The 18,649-nt window shown below is 60.9% G+C and carries 9 protein-coding genes; 7 read left to right on the top strand and 2 right to left on the bottom strand.

The window, feature by feature from the left end:
- The first annotated feature begins 1,598 nt into the window (after window positions 1–1,598).
- The 6 genes from bcsA (at window position 1,599) to JO015_00670 (ending at window position 13,232) form a co-directional block, all read left to right on the top strand.
- A complete protein-coding gene (gene bcsA, locus JO015_00645) occupies window positions 1,599–3,863 on the top strand; it encodes a UDP-forming cellulose synthase catalytic subunit (protein ID MBV9997600.1) in 2,265 nt (754 codons plus the stop codon).
- An 86-nt stretch (window positions 3,864–3,949) separates the two neighbouring features.
- A complete protein-coding gene (locus tag JO015_00650) occupies window positions 3,950–5,881 on the top strand; it encodes a cellulose biosynthesis cyclic di-GMP-binding regulatory protein BcsB (protein MBV9997601.1) in 1,932 nt (643 codons plus the stop codon).
- Window positions 5,878–6,951 (top strand): endoglucanase, encoded by a 1,074-nt coding sequence (locus JO015_00655; GenBank protein MBV9997602.1) that lies wholly within the window; start codon window positions 5,878–5,880, stop codon window positions 6,949–6,951. Before JO015_00650 ends, JO015_00655 begins: the two co-directional genes overlap by 4 nt.
- Window positions 6,952–6,958: 7 nt before the next feature.
- Window positions 6,959–9,256: a BCSC C-terminal domain-containing protein gene (locus JO015_00660; protein MBV9997603.1), complete on the top strand. Its 2,298-nt coding sequence runs from the start codon at window positions 6,959–6,961 to the stop codon at window positions 9,254–9,256.
- 17 nt (window positions 9,257–9,273) lie between these two features.
- A complete protein-coding gene (locus JO015_00665) occupies window positions 9,274–11,367 on the top strand; it encodes an EAL domain-containing protein (protein MBV9997604.1) in 2,094 nt (697 codons plus the stop codon).
- 200 nt (window positions 11,368–11,567) lie between these two features.
- Window positions 11,568–13,232 carry a glycoside hydrolase family 5 protein gene (locus tag JO015_00670; GenBank protein ID MBV9997605.1) on the top strand — a complete coding sequence of 555 codons (1,665 nt, stop codon included), beginning with the start codon at window positions 11,568–11,570 and terminating at the stop codon, window positions 13,230–13,232.
- Between the two features lie 131 nt (window positions 13,233–13,363).
- Here the strand turns inward: JO015_00670 and JO015_00675 are convergent, their stop codons facing one another.
- Together JO015_00675 and JO015_00680 are read right to left on the bottom strand one after the other, a co-directional pair.
- A complete protein-coding gene (locus JO015_00675) occupies window positions 13,364–15,004 on the bottom strand; it encodes a glycosyltransferase family 39 protein (GenBank protein MBV9997606.1) in 1,641 nt (546 codons plus the stop codon).
- A complete protein-coding gene (locus tag JO015_00680; GenBank protein MBV9997607.1) occupies window positions 14,986–15,231 on the bottom strand; it encodes a hypothetical protein in 246 nt (81 codons plus the stop codon). Before JO015_00680 ends, JO015_00675 begins: the two co-directional genes overlap by 19 nt.
- Before the next feature lie 511 nt (window positions 15,232–15,742).
- Between JO015_00680 and JO015_00685 the strand changes: the two genes are divergently transcribed.
- On the top strand, window positions 15,743–18,649 hold a 2,907-nt coding region (locus JO015_00685), incomplete at its 3' end, for an autotransporter-associated beta strand repeat-containing protein (GenBank protein MBV9997608.1).

Genomic DNA, 18,649 nt, shown 5'->3' on the forward strand with positions numbered 1-18,649 from the left:
GATGGGGAAGTGGGCCGGGCCAACTACGAGGATAACACCATCACCGGCGGGGTGCGCATCACCTTCTAGGCGGCGCAAGCTTGCGCGGTTGCTCACCCACGCCGCCCTTTCTTCATGCTCAGAGCGGTAGTGCTGTGGGCGCTCGTCAAGGTGCTGTTGAATGGCGCCGCCCGGGGGGCGGACGCCCGCGTGGCGCTTGCGGGGCCAAGCGGACCTGCCTCCGTTTGTAACCCGGTTGGCGGCGGTTTTCGCGGTTAACCTAAGTTCCGGAGCATCGAGGCAACTCGCCTCGAGAAACCGAAAGGCTCCGAATCTTTCGGGCGACAAGGCCGCTTCTTACACGTGAAATCCCGGCAACTCTACGAAAATCAAGACCATTTAGGCCATTATTTCGGTAGAAGTCCGGCGGGAGGGGGTTACTGCCGGATGCTGTGCACCTTGTGGAATTGGTCTTCCACCATTTAGACAGTTGCCTTGGTGGAATTTCGACCGGGTTTCAGCCCCGAAGGAGCGGCAGAACTTAGCCCAACGTGTCCGCGTTACATCGGTCTTAGGCCCAACGGGTCGTGAGAACTTAGTCTAGGGTTTACCCTAAGGAACCGTAAAAATCCCGGTGAGCCCTCCTAAGGCATCACGTCCGTACGCCCATCCAAACAAACACCCGCCCCGCCGGGTTGGATTTGCTGAAGGGGCGGCAGAATCCGTGCGCGACGCCTTCTGCCGCCCCTTCAGTGTCCAACAGGGACAGGTCTTGACCGCGTCAAGCCAAGCGTTCTGGAACGGGGACAGACCCCAACGTTCTCGAATGGGGACAGACCCCAACGGGAACGGGAACAGACCCCGATAGGAATAGAGGAACGGGGACAGACCCCAATCGGAACTCTCGTTCTGGAACGGGGACAGACCCCAATGGAACGGGGACAGACCCCAGACGGAACTCTGGCGGCGGCCGCGCCTGGAAACGGGGACAGACCCCAATGGCGCATGGCGGCATTGCCGGGACAGTCGACTCGGCGGCATCGAGGTGTACCGTCGGGGAGACGATCCGCAACTTGATCTCAAACGAACCCCGGACGGCCGTATCGCAATCGGCTTAACCGCTCAGGGTACTCGTCGGGCGCAATACAGTTTTCAACTCGCGCACGAGTTCTGCCACGCCCTGCGCCAGAACGCCGGCCCGCGTGACCGGAACACGATCATCGCGATCCGATTGTTACCCCTTTTCGAATCGGAACCGCGCGGTTGGGAAACGCTCGTGTTCCTCAATCCACCGTTCTGCGGACCCCAACGCGTCGCTTGCGCAACGCCTCGCCGCGTGGCGCTTGCGGTGCCACGCGGACCTGCGCCCGTTTTTAACCGGGTTGGCGGCGGTTTTCGCGGTTAAGTTGTAGCGGCTCCGCACCACCTGCGGTGCAATTGATGGTGACAAAATCCAAGTTTCTGGCGGATTCAATGTTGCCGGCTATCGCCTGATTTTTTCCTGGTGATCTCGTCCCGTCGCCTGGCCTGAAACTGAATCGCTCGCGCACATTTTGGGGTTCTTGGCGCGTTGCCGCACTCAAGAACCGCCGATTCGGTCCGATGTCCAGGCAAAGCATATGTCAACGGCTCAGCTTTCGATTCAACGCACGCACACTGCCGGACCGAAGTCCCGGGGTCTCCCCCTTTTGTGCCTGCTCTGGTTTATGGCCGCGGCCGGCCTGGGGTATCTGTCGTCTGCGCAAGTCGATGCTCACGCCCAGGTCTGTTTTTCGATCGGCCTGCTGGCGCTCCTGTTCGCCTTCAAGCGGGCGCGCAATGATCGGCGTCTCTCACGCATTTTTTTCCTCGCGATCGCCACGTTCGTCGTCTTGCGATATTTCTTCTGGCGTACCCTGTACACCCTCGAGTTCACCGATTGGCTCAGCTTTACCTGCGCGCTGATTTTGTACGGGGCCGAACTCTATGGAATCATCGTTTTCCTGATCGGCAACTTCATCAATATCAGCCCGATCACACGTGAGCCGGTCCCGTTGCCGCCCCCGGAAGGTCTGCCGACGGTTGACGTGTTTATCCCGAGCTACAATGAAAGCCCGGCCATTCTTGAAGCGACCCTCCTGTCTGCGTTGCAGATGCGGTACCCGCAGGATAAGCGCAAGATCTACTTGTGCGACGATGGCGGCACCGATCAGAAATGCCAGTCTGGCAGCGAGGAATCCAAGATGGCGGCCAGAAAACGCCGGCGCGAGTTGACCGCGTTGTGCGAAACGCTCGGGGCGCATTACCTGACGCGACCGGCGAACCGGGGTGCCAAAGCCGGAAATCTGAACGAGGCATTTAAGAGGACGGGCGGCGACCTGGTGGTCATCTTCGATGCCGACCATATGCCGACGGTGGATTTTCTTGAAAAGACCGTCGGCTTATTCACGCAGGACGAAAAGTTATTTCTCGTCCAGACTCCGCATTTCTTCGTTAACCCCGACCCGGTTGAGAAAAACCTGGGCACGTTCTTCCAAATGCCGAGTGAGAACGAAATGTTCTACCGCGCGATTCAGAAGGGGCTCGATTTCTGGAATGCGGCTTTCTTCTGCGGTTCGGGCGCGGTCATGCGCCGCCGTCACCTGGAGATCACGGGCGGACTTTCGGGAGATACCATCACCGAAGATGCCGAAACGGCGTTGACGCTTCACGCCAAGGGTTACAACAGCGCCTACATCTCCACTCCGCTCCTGTCAGGTTTCGCGCCGGAAACGATGGGCGCCTTCATCAAACAACGAATCCGCTGGGCCCAGGGCATGGTGCAGATTTTACTGCTCAAGTGCCCGCTCCTGATCCGTGGTCTGACGCTGCCGCAGCGACTCTGCTATTTTAACAGTTGTATCTTTTGGTTCTTTCCGTTCGCCCGCCTGACCTACCTCCTGGCACCAACCGCCCTGCTTTTCTTCGGGTTGCGGATTTATGCCGCCAACTGGCAGACGTTCGCCACCTATGTGATTCCGTACGTCGTCACGGTTCTCAGCGTATCACACTACCTTTATGGTAAGTTCCGTTGGGCGTTCATGTCTGAACTGTATGAACTCTTACAGTCGGTTTACACCGTCCCGGCGATCTTTTCGACCATCCTGAACCCGCGAGCCCCGACATTCAACGTCACACCAAAGGGAGAGACGCTTTCGCGGAATTTTATCTCCCCCCTGGCAACGCCCTTCTATGTCCTGGCGTTGATCAATTTTGGAACGGTTGCAGCCGGTATTTACCGGCTTATGCAACTGCAAAACCGGGATGACATCTATCCGGTTGCGATCACTTTGTTTTGGTCGGGCCTGAACACCATCATGCTGCTGGCGGTCCTCGGAGCATTGCTCGAGCAGAGGCAGCGGCGGGTTACGCCCCGCATGCCCGCGATGATCAATGCGACCCTGCTCATTGACGAGCTCGAACTGCCGTGTCGAGTCGGCGATCTTTCATTAGGCGGATGCAAGATGGTCTTCAAGGGCCTAAGCGAACGCACCTTCCATAAGCCTGGCCGAACCCAGCTGAGGATCAGAATCGACGATGAGGAATCGGAACAGCTTCTGAACCTGCAACTGCGCAATCTCCGGTTGGAAGATCATTCAGGCGAGATCATCGTGGGCGCAGAATTCGCCCACCAGAGTCTGGAAGAGACCCGCGCGAAGGTTCGTCTGGTCAGCGGGAGCCGCCAGCGATGGGTTGAATTCCAGAAACGGCGCGAGTCCCGCCTGGGTGTGCTCGGATGTTTCATCAGCTTCACCTATATCGGGGTGAGGAACTCAGCCCTTCACCTCTCCCACCTTATTACCCATGCCGGCGACTCAGTCACGGGTCGCGGCCGCGTACTGGAAACGCAGAGCTTCGAAAACTAATGAGAACAACCGCCAGTCTGCCTTTTGTGTATAACAGATGGCTCACGCGGGCATTCGCCACGGGCGTTTGCTTGTGCCAGGTCGCTGTGCAAGCTCAGTTGGTTGATCCCAACGCGGCGGCGCTTCGGCCGGCCGATCCGGCCGCCCGGGGGGCGGAGACCCAGGCTGCACCTGACCCGTCGTCCAGCCGCGTGCGCACCAGAACGGTCCTGGGCCGTATCCGGCAGCCCTCACCGGCTGCAGCCGCGCCCACCGCGGATTCAAAAAGCGCGGCTCCGGCTTCCGGCCGGCATGAGCCATACCTTTCTGATCTGGATACGATTCTCAGCGCGTCAGCGCAACCGTGCGAAATCCATCTTTGTTTCGCCGGCGGCCCCGAGTTGAGCGACGTGCAGCTTGCCCAGGGGGCGGCGGTGACCCAGGCACTCGCGCTACGGGCCGGTTACCGCCCCTTGATCGTGTCCCACGGAGCCAACCCCGAGCTGGGAAAATTCAACGTGCTGATCGGCACGGTTGAACAGCTCCGCGGCTATTTCACCGAACAGGAAGCCAAACGGATCACGACGGGTTACCTGGGGCTGCAGCCGATGCGGCCGGTTAGTGCGGACCGTAAAGAGCCGGAGGGGTTCGTCCTGGTCGTTGCCGGGCGCGCGCCGGAAGACATCGACAGCGCAGTCCTCAGTCTGGGAGTGGTGCGGGTTAGACTCCCCGATGCGGCGACGACCCCGATTCGTGAGGTGGTGCTGCCGGAGCATGCACCGTTCTCCCGCCAGAACCCGCTCGAGCCTGACAAGGCCCTCACGTTTGCCCAGCTCCGTGATCGGGGTGCGACCTTCGTGGCGGAGCCGTCCGGGGTATCGGTTGACCTTTTCTTCCCGGGTTTCCTCCGCAACGACGGTACGCCCGAGGTGAAACTTAATCTTCATTATGTCCTGCGAGCACGCGCGTTTCGTTCGACCGGCGCACTGAAAGTGCAGCTTAACGGTCACGATCTCGAAGCCCGTGAAACGGCTGCAAGTTCCTCAGCTTCGGGTGGAACCGAAAGCTCGTTTGTCCTTCCGATCCGGGATTTCGAGTATGGCCGGAACGTGCTGCAGATCACGACGCCGGCTATGGCGGAAGAACCGGTGGGAAGAAAAGACCTGCAGATCTACTCCGATTCGACTCTCACCCTTCCGAAGCTCGAGACGGGTCCGAAACTTCCTGACTTACAACTGACGAGTCGCACCTTCTATCCGTTCATCGGCCAGCCGGACGGTTCGGACCTGGCGGTGCTGCTGGCCGGGCGCGAGGCGGAAACGATCGACGCGGCGTGGACCTTTCTTTGTCGCCTGGCGCAGTCGGCCAACACCTTCTTCTATGCAGCACAGCTAACCTCCGGGGAACTTCAGCCGCGGCGTCATGTGGTCGTGATCGGCACGTACGATCATTTGCCGGACCCTTTCCGCGGGTTGATCGCGCTTCGCGCCTTCGATGAGACGCGTCGCAACGTCCCGCTGGCGAAAGTTGACAGCCTTTCCTCCGGCATAAATCTGAAAGGGCTGATCGAGCGGTTTGTAGACGAGCACCGGAAACGGGTCGCTAGGCACAACGACGCAGACACGCCGGCCGGCCTGCCTCCTGCAGTTAGTGAGTCCGATCGGGATTATGGCGTGCTCGCAACGGCACCGCCAACGGTACCCGACCAGGGCTGGAGTCTCGTCGTTACCGCTTTCAGCCAGCAAAACCTCCTGCATCGGGTGCAGAACCTGGTCCGGCCCGCGTTTTGGGATCAGCTTCGCGGCGATATCGTCCGTTGGAAGGAAGAGCCTTCCTCCTTTCAGGCGCGCGTACCCGGTGAGGCGCCCAAAGTGATGCGCGTCCGGCGGGTCGAACTGCTCCTGGGCGAATCCTTGGATTTCCGGATCTGGGTCGCACTGGTTGCGGTTTTCCTGGTCGGGTTCGTGATCATCACCGCGCGCGTTCTCTCGAAGTTTGATGAGGCCCTGCTGCTTCGCCGGCGCCGTCCGCAACCATGAACAAGCATCCGAGCTTTCGCAGCGCCGCCATCTGGGTGGTGATCTGCCAATTGACGGCAGGCGCATGGGCAGCGAGCGCGCCAGGTCAGACGGATGCCCAGGAGGCGGTCTGGCACAGCTTCAAAGAGCGTTTCCTTCGCGACGACGGCCGCGTCGTCGACGATGCGAATGGCGGGGTGTCCCATTCGGAAGGCCAGGGATACGGCCTGATCCTGGCCGAGGCAAACCATGATCAGGAGAGCTTTGACCGGATCTGGAAATGGACCGACGCACACCTCCGCCGGCGCAGCGATCGCCTCTTCGCGTGGCGGTGGAAACCCGGCTTTTTCGGCGCCCAGGTCGACCAGAATAACGCTACCGATGGCGACCTGCTGATCGCCTGGGGTTTATGCCGGGCGGCTTCAACCTGGCAGAATCCGGCATTTCGAGACGCATCCGCCGAGATCGCGTCCGGCATCCGGCAAAAGCTGATCCGGGCCTCCAAGTTTGGCCCGGTGCTCCTTCCCGGAACGGAGGGCTTCGAAAAACCCGAAGGACTGATCGTCAATCTCTCTTACTGGGTCTTTCCTGCCTTCAGGGCCCTGGCGAAGGTCGATCCGGCAGTGGAATGGCCGATGCTTGAGCAGTCCGGGCTGAAGCTGATCGGGGTCGCGCGTTTCAGCCCCTTTGACCTGCCCCCGGACTGGCTGTTGATCGGCAAAGATTCGGTCGATATCGCCGACGGTTTCGAACCCGTTTACGGGTACAACGCCACCCGGATTCCGCTTTATCTGGCATGGGCCGGAATCGAACCGGCCAGGTATTACAGCGCCTTCCGGCAAATCGGCCGCCTCGCAGGCAATGCGCAGCCGCCTGCCCGAGTCTTCCTGCCGGCCGGAAACTTCGGCGAAGAAGCGGCCCTGCCGGGCATGCGCGCAATCTACGAATTAATCGAGGGCCCCGGTGACTTGCATCCCGCAGCCCTGCATCCACCCTACCGCAACCCAAACGCCACGGAACCCTACTTCTCCGTGAGCCTCGGATTGCTGGCTAACTGTGCCGGCGAAGAAGCCGGCGCCCCAAGACCCTAGCCGAACAATGATCATTCGACGCACTTTAGTAAAAGGCTTCCTGCTCTTAGGGATTTCAACCGCCGGGCTTTGCCAAGCCCTGCCGGACCCGGATGTACCGGCTGCCGCCGCAAACCCGGATGGCAGCGGGCCGCGACCGGCGTTTCTACAGGAGCCCGCGCCGAAGCCGGCCCAGACCCCGGTCGACGATGGAGCCGGTCCGCGCACGATGAAGACGGAAATCGAGCTTCCCGTGCCGGAGCCGACCGCCCAGGCACCGGACGGTGAGGTTATCCAACCCGTCGTCCCTAACCGAGATCCCTTCTTCACCTTTGGCGACGAGCAGGCGAATCCGGCCGCCGAAAAACCACCTTTAGCCAAGACGAATAACGCTTCGCCGGACAACGGCCAACCGCGGGTCATTTTCGGTGGCGAACCGCAAGACCACGCAACGCAAACACCTGAGCAACCGGGTACCCTTTTGGATCCGCCCCCCCTCCAGAAGGCGATCACACCGGCCCCAAAGCCACCCGTACCCGTAAGAAAGCCCGAGGATCCGGCCGCGCTTCTCCGGCAACAGCGCTATGCGGAGGTGGAACCCGTTGCGCTCCGGGATCAGAGCGCGGGTCTGGCCAGGGGGCTCGGTTGGGCTTACTACAAGGCGGGCCGCAGCGCGAAAGCGGTCACGTGGTTTCAGCGAGCGATAGAATGGGACGAATCCGATTACGAAGCCGCCTACGGGCTGGCGCTGGCCCTCACTCGCGAAGGCGAATATGACAAGGCCGAAGAGACGGCTCGATGGAGGCTGCAGGAGTACCCGCGCATGCGTAAGGCCCTGGGCGATATTCTTACCGCGCGCGCGGTCGCGACCTACAAGAGCAAGGACTACCCGCGAAGCCTCGAACTCTTCACGCAGGTGGAGACCTACCGGAGCCTGAGCCGTGATGAGCAGATCGTACGGGCATGGGACTATTTTCAGACCGGCGATTTAACGCGCGCCGCTCAGGAATTCGAAAAGCTGTACGCGGCGCGGCCGGATAAATTTGCCGGGGCGGGGGTCTATGCGACGTACGCCCAACAGCGCAACTGGGCTCGGCTCGAAGAATTGTCCCACGCCGGCGGCCCGGTCGCCGACCTTTACCGTGAGTACGTGGCGGGGCGTTATTACGATCGCCGGTTGTATGCCAACGCGTACGCCGTAGCGCCCCAGAAGTATCCGCAGTTGAGCGGCTACACTTCGCCCTCCGTCGAGACATCCGGTTACGCTCGGTTTAAATCGGGTTCCGAAGGAACATCCCAACTTCGTGAAATCCGGGGCGACGTGGCCGGGAGTTTTTATCAGGATACCATAAATCGGCTCTGGGCCGACGTTGGTTGGACGAGTCTTGACGCAGGCCACCTGCAAGATGGTGCGTTCGTCGGCCAGGCGCCGCTGACCGGCCCGCGCTCGTTCACAGCCGCGCCGCGTACCTCTTACAATTCACTATTCGATGCTCGCGTCGGCTACGAACGGTTGGGCAACTATACCCCTTCGGTGGAGTTGGGCATCTCTCCGGCCGGCGGTGCGGTCGGACCAACCGTGGTCGGCAATCTCAGCCTGGCCGGCAAGCCTGAGTGGGGCGAATGGCTCATCGACCTCTACCGCAGCAGCGTCAAGCAATCGATTCTCAGTTACACGGGATTCCGGGATCCGTATACGGGGACAACGTGGGGACGCGTCAGCGAGGATGGCATCAATCTGGCCGGCTACGACCAGTTGACCGATAGCTGGTCCCTCTTCGGCCAGGCCGGTCTCAGCGTGCTCGAGGGCGAGAACGTTGACACCAATAACCATCTCAAGGCCAGCGTGGCCCTGAACTACCAGATCCGTCATCCGGACTTCGTTTATCTGACCGTGGGGCCGGCGCTCAATTTCGAGCATTACGGCAAGAACCTCTCTTTCTTCACGTATGGCCAGGGAGGCTATTTCAGCCCCGACTACCTTTTCCAGGGCGTCGTGGCGCTGAGATTTATGACCAAGGAAGCCCGCCCTTATCTCGTCAAAGGAAATCTCGCCGTGGGCCTTCAGAGCTACAAGGAAGATTCCACCCCTATCTTTCCCCTGGGTAACACGGCAGGCGTTTATCCGGGTAAAAGCGACCAGACGTTTGTCGCCAACGCCGACCTGTCCGGGATGTTTCTGCTGACCCCTCACATCGCCTTCGGGGCAAGCGTCGGGTACGATAAGACGGGAGATTACTCCGAATTCGTCGCGAGCGCGTTTTTGAAGTTCTTTTTCGAACCGCGCCGCGGCCTGTTCGAGAGCGATTTCAGAACCGTTTACTAACGGCCCGGGAAGACGCGATGAAGGAGCTTCAGGGAACGAGGACCGTCCTGGTCGTCGAGGATGAACCCGCCGTCCGCCGCTTGGTGGCCGCAGTTCTGATACGGACAGGCTACTCGGTAATTCAAGCGGGCTGCGCGGATGAAGCGCTCATGGAACTGGAAAAAGTCACCCCCGATCTGATCCTGCTGGACTACGTCCTGCCGGACATGGATGGCGTGCTGCTGCTGCGAATCATCCGATCCCGTCCCCCATGGCAATACGTCCCGATCATCTTTTTGACCGGCAAAGTTGATCTCCCGAGCAAGCGGCAAGCCCTCGAGTTCGGTGCCCTGGATTACATCGCAAAACCGTTCGACCCGGAAGATCTCGCCGCCCGGATTGACGCTCAGGTACGCCGCAAAGACCGGGAGGAGGAAATGCGCCGGAAAGCGGCGGCGACGGCGGAAGCAACGCGCCGTGCCCTGGAAACCTCCGAGCAACGTTTCCGCACGCTCGTTGAGAACTCGTTTGATCTTGTCTGTGAGTTGGACAGCGAACTGCGGATGGTATACGCGAGCCCGAATCACAAAAGCATCCTGGGATACGATCCCGTAGCGCTGGTCGGAGAAAGTTGGATCGAGCTCGTGCACCTCGAGGACCGCTCGTCTGCCGGCGAAAAACTGCGGCGGGCATTGCAGGGCCAATCCGGCGTTCGCACCCAGGCGCGCTTCCGGGATCCGGGCGAGCGGTGGCGGTGGTTGGATATCTCCGGCAGCGTCCTGGCCGACGCCGAGCCGCGTCTCCTGCTGGTCGCGCGAGACATTACCCAGGAGAAAGAACTGGAGGCCCGCCTCGCCCACCTGGCCCTGCGTGATTCCGTGACCGGGTTGGGAAACCAACAACAATTCACCGCCGAGCTGGCTTCAATCCTGCAAGAGTGGCCCCGGCGCGGGAGGGGCGCGTTGCTGGTCGTCGATCTGGACGACTTTAAACTGGTTAACGATACCCAGGGACACCCCGCCGGTGACCGCGCGTTGCTCAGCGTCGCTCATTTCCTGACGGAAATTTTTCCCCGGCCGCACTCGATCTGCCGGGTTCGAGGCGACGAATTCTGCGTCATTCTTCGCGGCGTCGGCGAGGACAGTGCCCGCGCCGCGGGGGAACGCCTGATCGAGGCCATGCACAAGCACCCGATAGTCCTGGACGGCAGGGGCGTCGCCATCACCCTTTCGGCAGGCATCGCCCTCATTGAGCCGTCCATCACGTTCGAGGAGCTCACCGCAAGGGCCGACTCGGCGCTCTACGCCGCCAAAGCGGCCGGGAAAGGTCGCTTCGTTCTATACAAAGGAAATAGTGAGGAGTTGGTGAGAATCAAGTCCGGCGCCGCGTGGTACTCGCGTATTACGGAGGGCCTTTTCCAGGGCCGGTTTGAACTTTTCTACCAGCCAATCGTTGACTTCAAGCGAAACCGCCTGTTCTGCAGCGAAGCCTTGCTCCGCTATCGTGCCGGCGACGGCAAAATCCATCTGCCCGGCGAATTTCTGCCCGCGGCCGAGCGTTTTCGCCTGATGCAGCAACTCGACAGCTATGTGCTCGCGCGGGTTCTGACGACCCTGCGGGAAAACCCGACGAGCCGCGTGGCGATTAACCTCTCCGGGCAGTCGGTCAGCGACCCGGAGATGCACGGTTACATTCGGACGCACCTCGCCGAAAGCGGGGTGGATCCCAAACGCGTGATTTTCGAGATCACGGAGACCGTCTTTATTACGAATCTGTGTCAGGCGAGACGCTTGGTAGAAGAGCTCCGCGCCATCGGGTGCGGATTCGCCCTCGACGATTTCGGTTCCGGCTTTTCGTCACTCAGCTATCTGAGGAGTCTTCCCGTAAATATTGTCAAAATCTATGGCGGCTTTGTGAAACGAATCGCCTCTGATTCAGTCGATTTCACACTGCTCCGCTCGATTCACGAGACCGCCCACCTCCTCGGCAAACAAACCGTGGCCGAATTTGTAAATTCAAAGAAGACTTGCGCTCTCCTGAAGCAAATCGGAGTCGACTACGGCCAGGGATTTTACCTCGGCAGAGCGCGTCCTCAGTTTCCCCATGCCGAACCAGCCGTCGCAACGGCGTGAGGACGGCCCCGCGGGGAGACGCATCTGTAAAGAATACCAGGTTTTTCAGCGGTGTCGCGATTTGTATGGGGGATATGTCATTGACCGGCCGGATGAACCGCTCGGAATTCTTTTCACTGAGAACTAGCATTTTGAGTCGCGTTTCTTAGAATGCAGCGGCTTACCTGAACCTTGAGCTCACCGCTCAATCCGAACTCATTATGAATCATCCTCGTTTATTCACTCGTCTATGGGTGTTGCTGTTACTCCTCTCAGGACCAAAGGTTGTGCTCGCCCAGAACTACCTCCACACCAGCGGGGCGACGATCGTCGACTCGCAAGGCACGCCGGTCCGGCTGACTGGCGTCAGCTGGTTCGGCCTCGAGACCAGTAATTACTGTCCGCACGGCCTCTGGGCACGCTCCATGGACTCGATGCTGGACCAGATAAAAAGTCTGGGCTACAACATGATCCGGGTTCCGTACTGCAACCAGCTGTTTGACCCCGGGAGTACCCCCAACGGCATCGATTACAATTTGAACCCTGACCTTCAAGGGCTCACCGGCCTGCAGATTCTGGACAAACTGGTCGCCGGCGCCGGGCAGCGCGGATTGAAGATCGTCCTGGATCGACACCGGCCTGATTCCGGTTCGCAGTCCGCCTTGTGGTACACGAGCCAATACCCGGAGGCCCGGTGGATTGCAGACTGGCAGATGCTTGCTGCGCGTTACCTGGGCAACGATACCGTGGTGGGCTGCGACCTTCACAATGAACCGCACGGCGACGCGGACTGGGGATCGGGGAACCTCGCCACGGACTGGCGGTTGGCGGCTGAGCGGGCGGGCAACGCCATTCTGTCGGTCAATCCGAACCTGCTGATCATCGTCGAGGGCATCGAGCACGTCGGCAATGATTACTACTGGTGGGGCGGAAACCTTAGCTTGGCCGGCCAGGACCCGGTCCAGTTAGCGGTGCCGAATCAGCTGGTCTATTCACCGCACGATTATTGCGCGTCTGTGTACAATCAGCCGTGGTTCAGTGATCCTTCTTACCCGAGCAACCTGCCCGCCGTATGGGACGCGCATTGGGGGTACCTCGCCAAAAACAACGTTGCGCCCATCTGGATCGGCGAATTCGGCACCATGGATCAGACGACCTCCGATCAACAGTGGTTCAGGACGCTCGCGAACTACATCCAGGGCAACGGGTTGAGCTTTGCTTTCTGGTGCTGGAACCCGGATTCAGGCGACACCGGCGGTATCCTTCAGAATGATTGGCAGACCGTTAACCAGGACAAACAGTCGGTTCTGCAACCCTTGCTTGCACCGCTGATTGGAAGCAAACCCGCGGCTACGCCGACACCTACACCTACACCTACACTTACTCCGACACCGACACCGACACCTGGACCCAGCCCGACGCTTACGCCGGTGCCGACACCAACCGCGACGCCTGTCCCGACACCACTTCCAAGCCCGACGGTTACACCGACGCCTGCCCCAACGCCGGCTCAAGGGGGGATGGACGTTTCCGGTTCGGTCACAGACAGCAGCAGTGCGTGGTGGGGTGAGGATGACGTCAATATCGTCTGTCAACAGCAGACCACGACCCTTACCGTCACGGTCACGATCCAGAAAACGCCCGGGGTCTCGTTTTCCGGCCAGTTCGTCAACGCCGGAAACTTTACCTCCCATTACCTGGACAACGGCTCAGCGGTGGTTTTCAGTTACCAACTCAATTCCGGTGCGGTCCTTAACCCGGGAACAACCTTGCTGATCGGTTCGCAATACAGCGGAAACGGTACCCCTCATTCGTCATCCGGCGACACGTTCAGCGTTTCCGCCACGGTGGCGGGGGTGACGCAGGTGGTGCAAGGGCACTTTTAGTTTACCGCATGGTTAGGCGTGCGCGATGGCTCTGCTGGCGCGTCGTACAGGCGCCAGGTTGGCCGAGGACAGGCGGCGGCTTGCGCAGATTATACCCCCGTGATTATCGACGTCGTATGACATTACCTGCCCTAACCTCCAGGTGACTTCAGGCGGATAATGTAAGTCGACAACGGAAAGGATTTCACCAGCTCGAAAGGTAGATCGGTTGGCAGCGCGGTATTCAGGACGAGTGCGTATACTTCGCCATCTGTAGGCGCGCCGTGCAAGGCGGCGGCGGCCTGATCCCACCGCGGAGTGAGGTGCCATGGAAGCTCGGAATGCATCAGGAACGGCAGCGTCCATGCATTTTCACCGGCGACCAGAAGCCAGGGTGCCGCGCTGCCGGCCCGCAAGCGGAGCACCTCCTGGTAGGCGGGCCGAACTTCAAGCCTTTGCCGGAACATCACCTGCTCGCGCGCCGCAACGGAGTTCCAGAGTTCGATGGGATGACGTTGACCGCATTGCAGCGGCAAACAGAACGCCGACCAAAGTATGAGCATTCCCAGGAGGGCCGGTTTCCAGAACGGTTGCGCCGGGTGCCCGCTGAACGTCAAAATCGTTTGGCTCACCCCGAAAAGCATGAAGCTTAAGCAGAGGAAACGTACGTTCCAGGGCGTCCAGCACAGGCTCATGCAGGTCAGACCGAAAGCCAGCCAACCGCATACGCTCAACCCCCAGGCAAGGCGGTTTGCCTTTGGTCGCAACACAGTCCACGCGCTGCCGATCATCAGGAGGCAGCCAACCAGTCCGTAATCCGATCCGGAGTCAAACCCGTTCTTCAAGAACAATAGGTTTCCATCGTTGAGATCGCGCCGGTAGCCGGCGTTTTGCAGGTGCAGGCCGGCCAGGAGGGACCGACACTGCCCTTCCAGAAACCCGGCCAAGCCCGAGCGGCAGTCCACGCCATCGATTCCGGCCGACAGGTTCGTGGCACAATACCGCACAAAGTTCGCCGCGCCACCCCGGATGCCGTCTTGGTTCACTGAATCCCGGACGAACTGCTCGGGGCCCGGCAAACGCCCGTACGTTCGCCAAGTCAGGTAATACGTTTCCATGCTTCCGAACACCAGCAGCAACGGCGCGAGGTAGACCGCAAAAACCAGGAAACTTCTGCGGCGTTTCCGCAGTTGCCATGCGGTCACCAGGACGAGCACAATCAGAATTGGAAGGCCGGAAGATTTGGCCCCGCTAAGAAACGCGAGGCTCAGCGCGGCGGTAAACAGGTAGATCCAATGCAAACTCCGCTGGTATCGAACCATCGCCAACAGCCAGCATCCAACCCCAAAGACCACGGCGATGTCATTCTTGCTCGTGGTCGCCTGCAGCATGATGGTAGGCATTGAGAAGGGGGTTAGAACCGACCATAGGGCGGCCTGCGAACCGAAACGGGGTGCAACTAACTGGTAAACGATCGCCAGCAACGCGACAAACTCCAGGAAGCTAGGCAACGCCGTTCCCCAGCCCAGCTTCAAAAAAAGGTAGTGAACCGCGTCAAAGGTCCACGGGAAGATAACCTGCCGAACGGAGTTCCACGCCGCGCTCTGCCAGAAGCCCGCACGTTCCGTGATGAGCAAACGGGCCAGGTTGTAAACGTGTGAATCGGAGGTTGTGATGGGCAAGAGCAGCGCGCAGGCTCCCCAGTACGCAAGCAGGCCGGCAATCAGGACCTTCAAACCGGCGTCGGTTACCAGCGCGTTTCTCGAAGCCGGAATCACTGCAGGATCAGCCATAACCGCGACAACAAAGAGGCTGCTGCAAGGGAAAAAAGAATGACGAAAGGAAGGTTCTCCGGCTTCAATAGTTTCAGACTTGCCGCTACCCACCGGCGGCCGCCGGTTACACCGTCGCCCGTCTCAATCAACTCCGGCCGGTTATGGAAGCGAGAAGCAGGCGGCCGCTTTGCGTCCTGCGGGGCCAACGGGGTTTGGTCCTTCCGATGCTCAGAGTTTCGGTTCATGTGTGTCAGAAGATTCTCCGCACGGTGCTTTCGTTTCATGCCTTAACAGGTTCAAAAAAGTCCGTCGATGCTTTCCGATGCTTGCGCAAGCTCGGCTGCGGGTTCCTCCACACTTAGGCCCGGTCGTTTGTTCTTTAACCTGGGCTTCCGCGCCGACCCAATGCGCCTGTAATCGGGCACACTTTGTTTTTTCACTTTGAAGCTTGCCTTTCGGAGCGGTAGCACCCATAAGCAGGCCGTTATGCCAACGGATGGGCTGATCGTCGCCGTTGTCTTCAGTAAACTCGGCCTCAACGGCCCGCCAGGGACGGCTTTTATGATTTTGGTCAAACCGCAAGACCTTTTGCGGCCATCGCCTGCAATATCATACGCCGGGCATTTTGGGGTGCTAGCGAGACGGAAGAATTAATTCAAGGAAATGATGCGATTTTTAAAGGTTTTTCCTGCCGCGTCCTCCCGATCCAGGCGCTGGATGCGCGTGCCGGTGATCGGGCTTTTAGCGGTTGCGTCCATGGCGACTCTGCACGCGGGAATGTCGTCGGCCAAACCGGCGGAGGGTATCACCAGCGCGATCCCGTACTCCGGGGTGACGCCGCAGGGTCTCACGGTTCCAAATTGCGGCCCGAGCGGCCCCGGCGACCGCAGCGCAGGCAGAGAGGTAGACCGGGGCCGCTCGGTCACCAAACCGGCGGGCGATATGATTCAGGGGACAGCCGGTGCCGGCCTGACGACGCGTCCAAACGAAGCGCCGGCGGAAGGGTCTGCCTCGTCTACCGTGGCCGGCGATTCAGGAGAGATTACCGGGGACGCGGACGGTTCCGCCACGTCACGGGACGGCCGCGGGATTCGCGTGGAGAACGCGGCGGCGACGTTGGACAAAACTGGCCGGATCAGCTGTGACGTGACCCCGAGCGAAAGCGGTTCGCAGGCAGTAACGGGAACCGTCAGCGGTGCGGGCTCGGCGGTTAGACCACGGAGCGGCGGCACCGTGGGTCAAGGTGTGGCCGGGGGTGTGGCCGCTGATTCCGTGGGCATAACTCTTACGGGCGTCGTTACGGTGACCGTAGGCACCTCGCTTGGTAGCGGGCCGGTGACCGTTAGCGGCAACACCAGCAACGTGCAAGTCGAGTCGGGAGTTTCTCCGGCTAACACGTGGGTGTTGCAGCAAGGTGCCACGCTGAGCAATGCAGGTAACCTTACGGAAGTCAGTTCCGCCAACGGCGGCGGCACCCTGACTAACCAAAGCACCGGTACGATCAGTGGTGCCATGGGAACGCCTGCAGTGGACTTGGTTGCAGGCACGGTTAACAACGCGGGCCAGATCGGGAGCGCCGGCGCCCCGGCCGGCATCACGAGCGCGGTCCCGTTCTCCGGGGTGACGTCCGAGGCCCTCACGGTGCAAAATTCCGGTTCCATCATTGGCGGCACGGCGATAGATCTGGTGGCCGGTGGCTCAATCACCAACAACGCAGGTGGGTCGATCACGTCAATCAATGGACCGGCGATCGTGGTAACGGGGGGAGCCGCCACGCTGTCAAACGCCGGGCAGATCACCGGCAACGTTACCCTGGACAACTACTCTGCCAATCAGGTCACCTTGATCGCCGGCGGCACGATCAGCGGCAACCTGAGTCTGGGCACGGCGCCCGCCAGCGCGTTGATCTTGGACGGAAGCGGCTCGCAGGCCTTGAGCCAGGCCGTGACGGGAACCATCACCAACTACGGTTCGGTGATTAAACAAGGGAGCGGCACTTGGGTTATCGACGAGTCCCTGGGCGCTTACGCCGGGGGTACCTTCCTCAACGGCGGTATCCTGGCGGTAGTTAGCGTTGCAGATTTGGGTACCGGACCGTTGAGCTTCAATGGCGGCACGCTCGAGGCGCTGGCGGCCGGTGGCGGGCTCACTCTGATCGAAGCGGTTACCCTCGGGACAGGCGGGGGGACCTTCCTGACGGACGCCGGCACGGTTTCTACCTTAAGCGGGGCGATCACCGGCTCGGGCGGCTTGACCAAGACGGGCTTGGGTACCCTCGTGCTGGCGGGTGCGAATACTTACACCGGAGGCACCTTCCTCAATGCGGGTATCCTGGCGGTAAATACCGACGCCAACCTCGGCGCCGGGCCGTTAACCTTTAACGGCGGCACGCTCGAAGCGCTTGCCGGCGGCGGCGGGCTCACCTCGACAAAAGCGATCACCCTCGCGGCGGGTGGGGGCACCTTCCTGACGGATGCCGGTACGGTTTCCACCCTGACTGGGGTAATCGCCGGCCCGGGTGGCTTGACCAAGGCCGGCCCGGGTACCTTGGTGCTGACCGGGGATAATACCTACACCGGCAACACCACGGTCAGCGCCGGCACCCTTCAACTCGGCAACGGGGGCACGACCGGCAGCGTCATCGGGGATATTTTCGATGCCGGCCTTCTGGTCTTTGACCGTTCGGACGTCTTCACCTACGGCGGGCTTATCAGCGGGCCGGGAAGCGTTGCGCAGGTTGGAACCGGCACGACGATTCTCACTGCAGACAACACTTACACCGGCGGAACCACGATTGCCCCCGGCTCTACCCTCCAATTGGGCAATGGGGGGTCTACCGGCAGCGTGGTGGGTAATATCGTTGACGACGGCACGTTGATCGTCGACCGGAGCAACGCCCTTAGTTTAACCGGGGCGATCAGCGGCACGGGCGACCTGGAACAGAACGGCCCCGGCACGACGACCCTCACCGGCGTCGACACTTATACAGGTGCGACGACGGTCAACGCCGGCAGCTTGATCGTGGACGGTTCGATCGCAAGCGCGCTGACGACGGTCAACCCGGGCGGGGTACTGGGGGGCAGCGGCTTCATCGGCGGCAGCGTGGTTAACGGCGGCATCGTCAGTGCGGGCAGTCCGGTCGGCACCCTGACGGTGGCGGGCAACTACACCCAGACGCCAACCGGCACGCTGCGTCTCAGCCTGGCGCCGGGCGCCACCAGCCTGCTGGCCGTGGGCGGCACGGCCAGTCTGGCCGGCGCCCTCCAGTTGGTGCCTCTTGCCGGCTTCCAATTCCGCATCGGCACTACGCTCACCGTCCTCACCGCCGCGGGCGGGGTGACCGGCACTTTCAGCACCCTCAATCCCTTTGTGGCCGGTACCATCGTCGAAGGCACCCTCGTTTACCTGACCGGCAGCGTCGCGCTCGAAGCAGTCCAGGGGTCCTTTACCACCGTAGCCACCACGCCGAACCAATTGGCCGTCGCCCATGCCCTGGACGCCGCGGCGCGCGACCCCCGGGCCGCCGCCCTCATCGGCTTCCTGGATACCCAACCGCTCAACCTGCTGGCCCGCGATCTGGATCTCATCTCGCCCGATGAGTTGACGGCCTTCAACAGCCTCGGGGTGGCCCTGACCGGCGTGCAGGTGGCCAACGTCGAACGG

Source organism: Verrucomicrobiota bacterium (assembly GCA_019247695.1).
GTDB lineage: Bacteria > Verrucomicrobiota > Verrucomicrobiia > Chthoniobacterales > JAFAMB01 > JAFBAP01.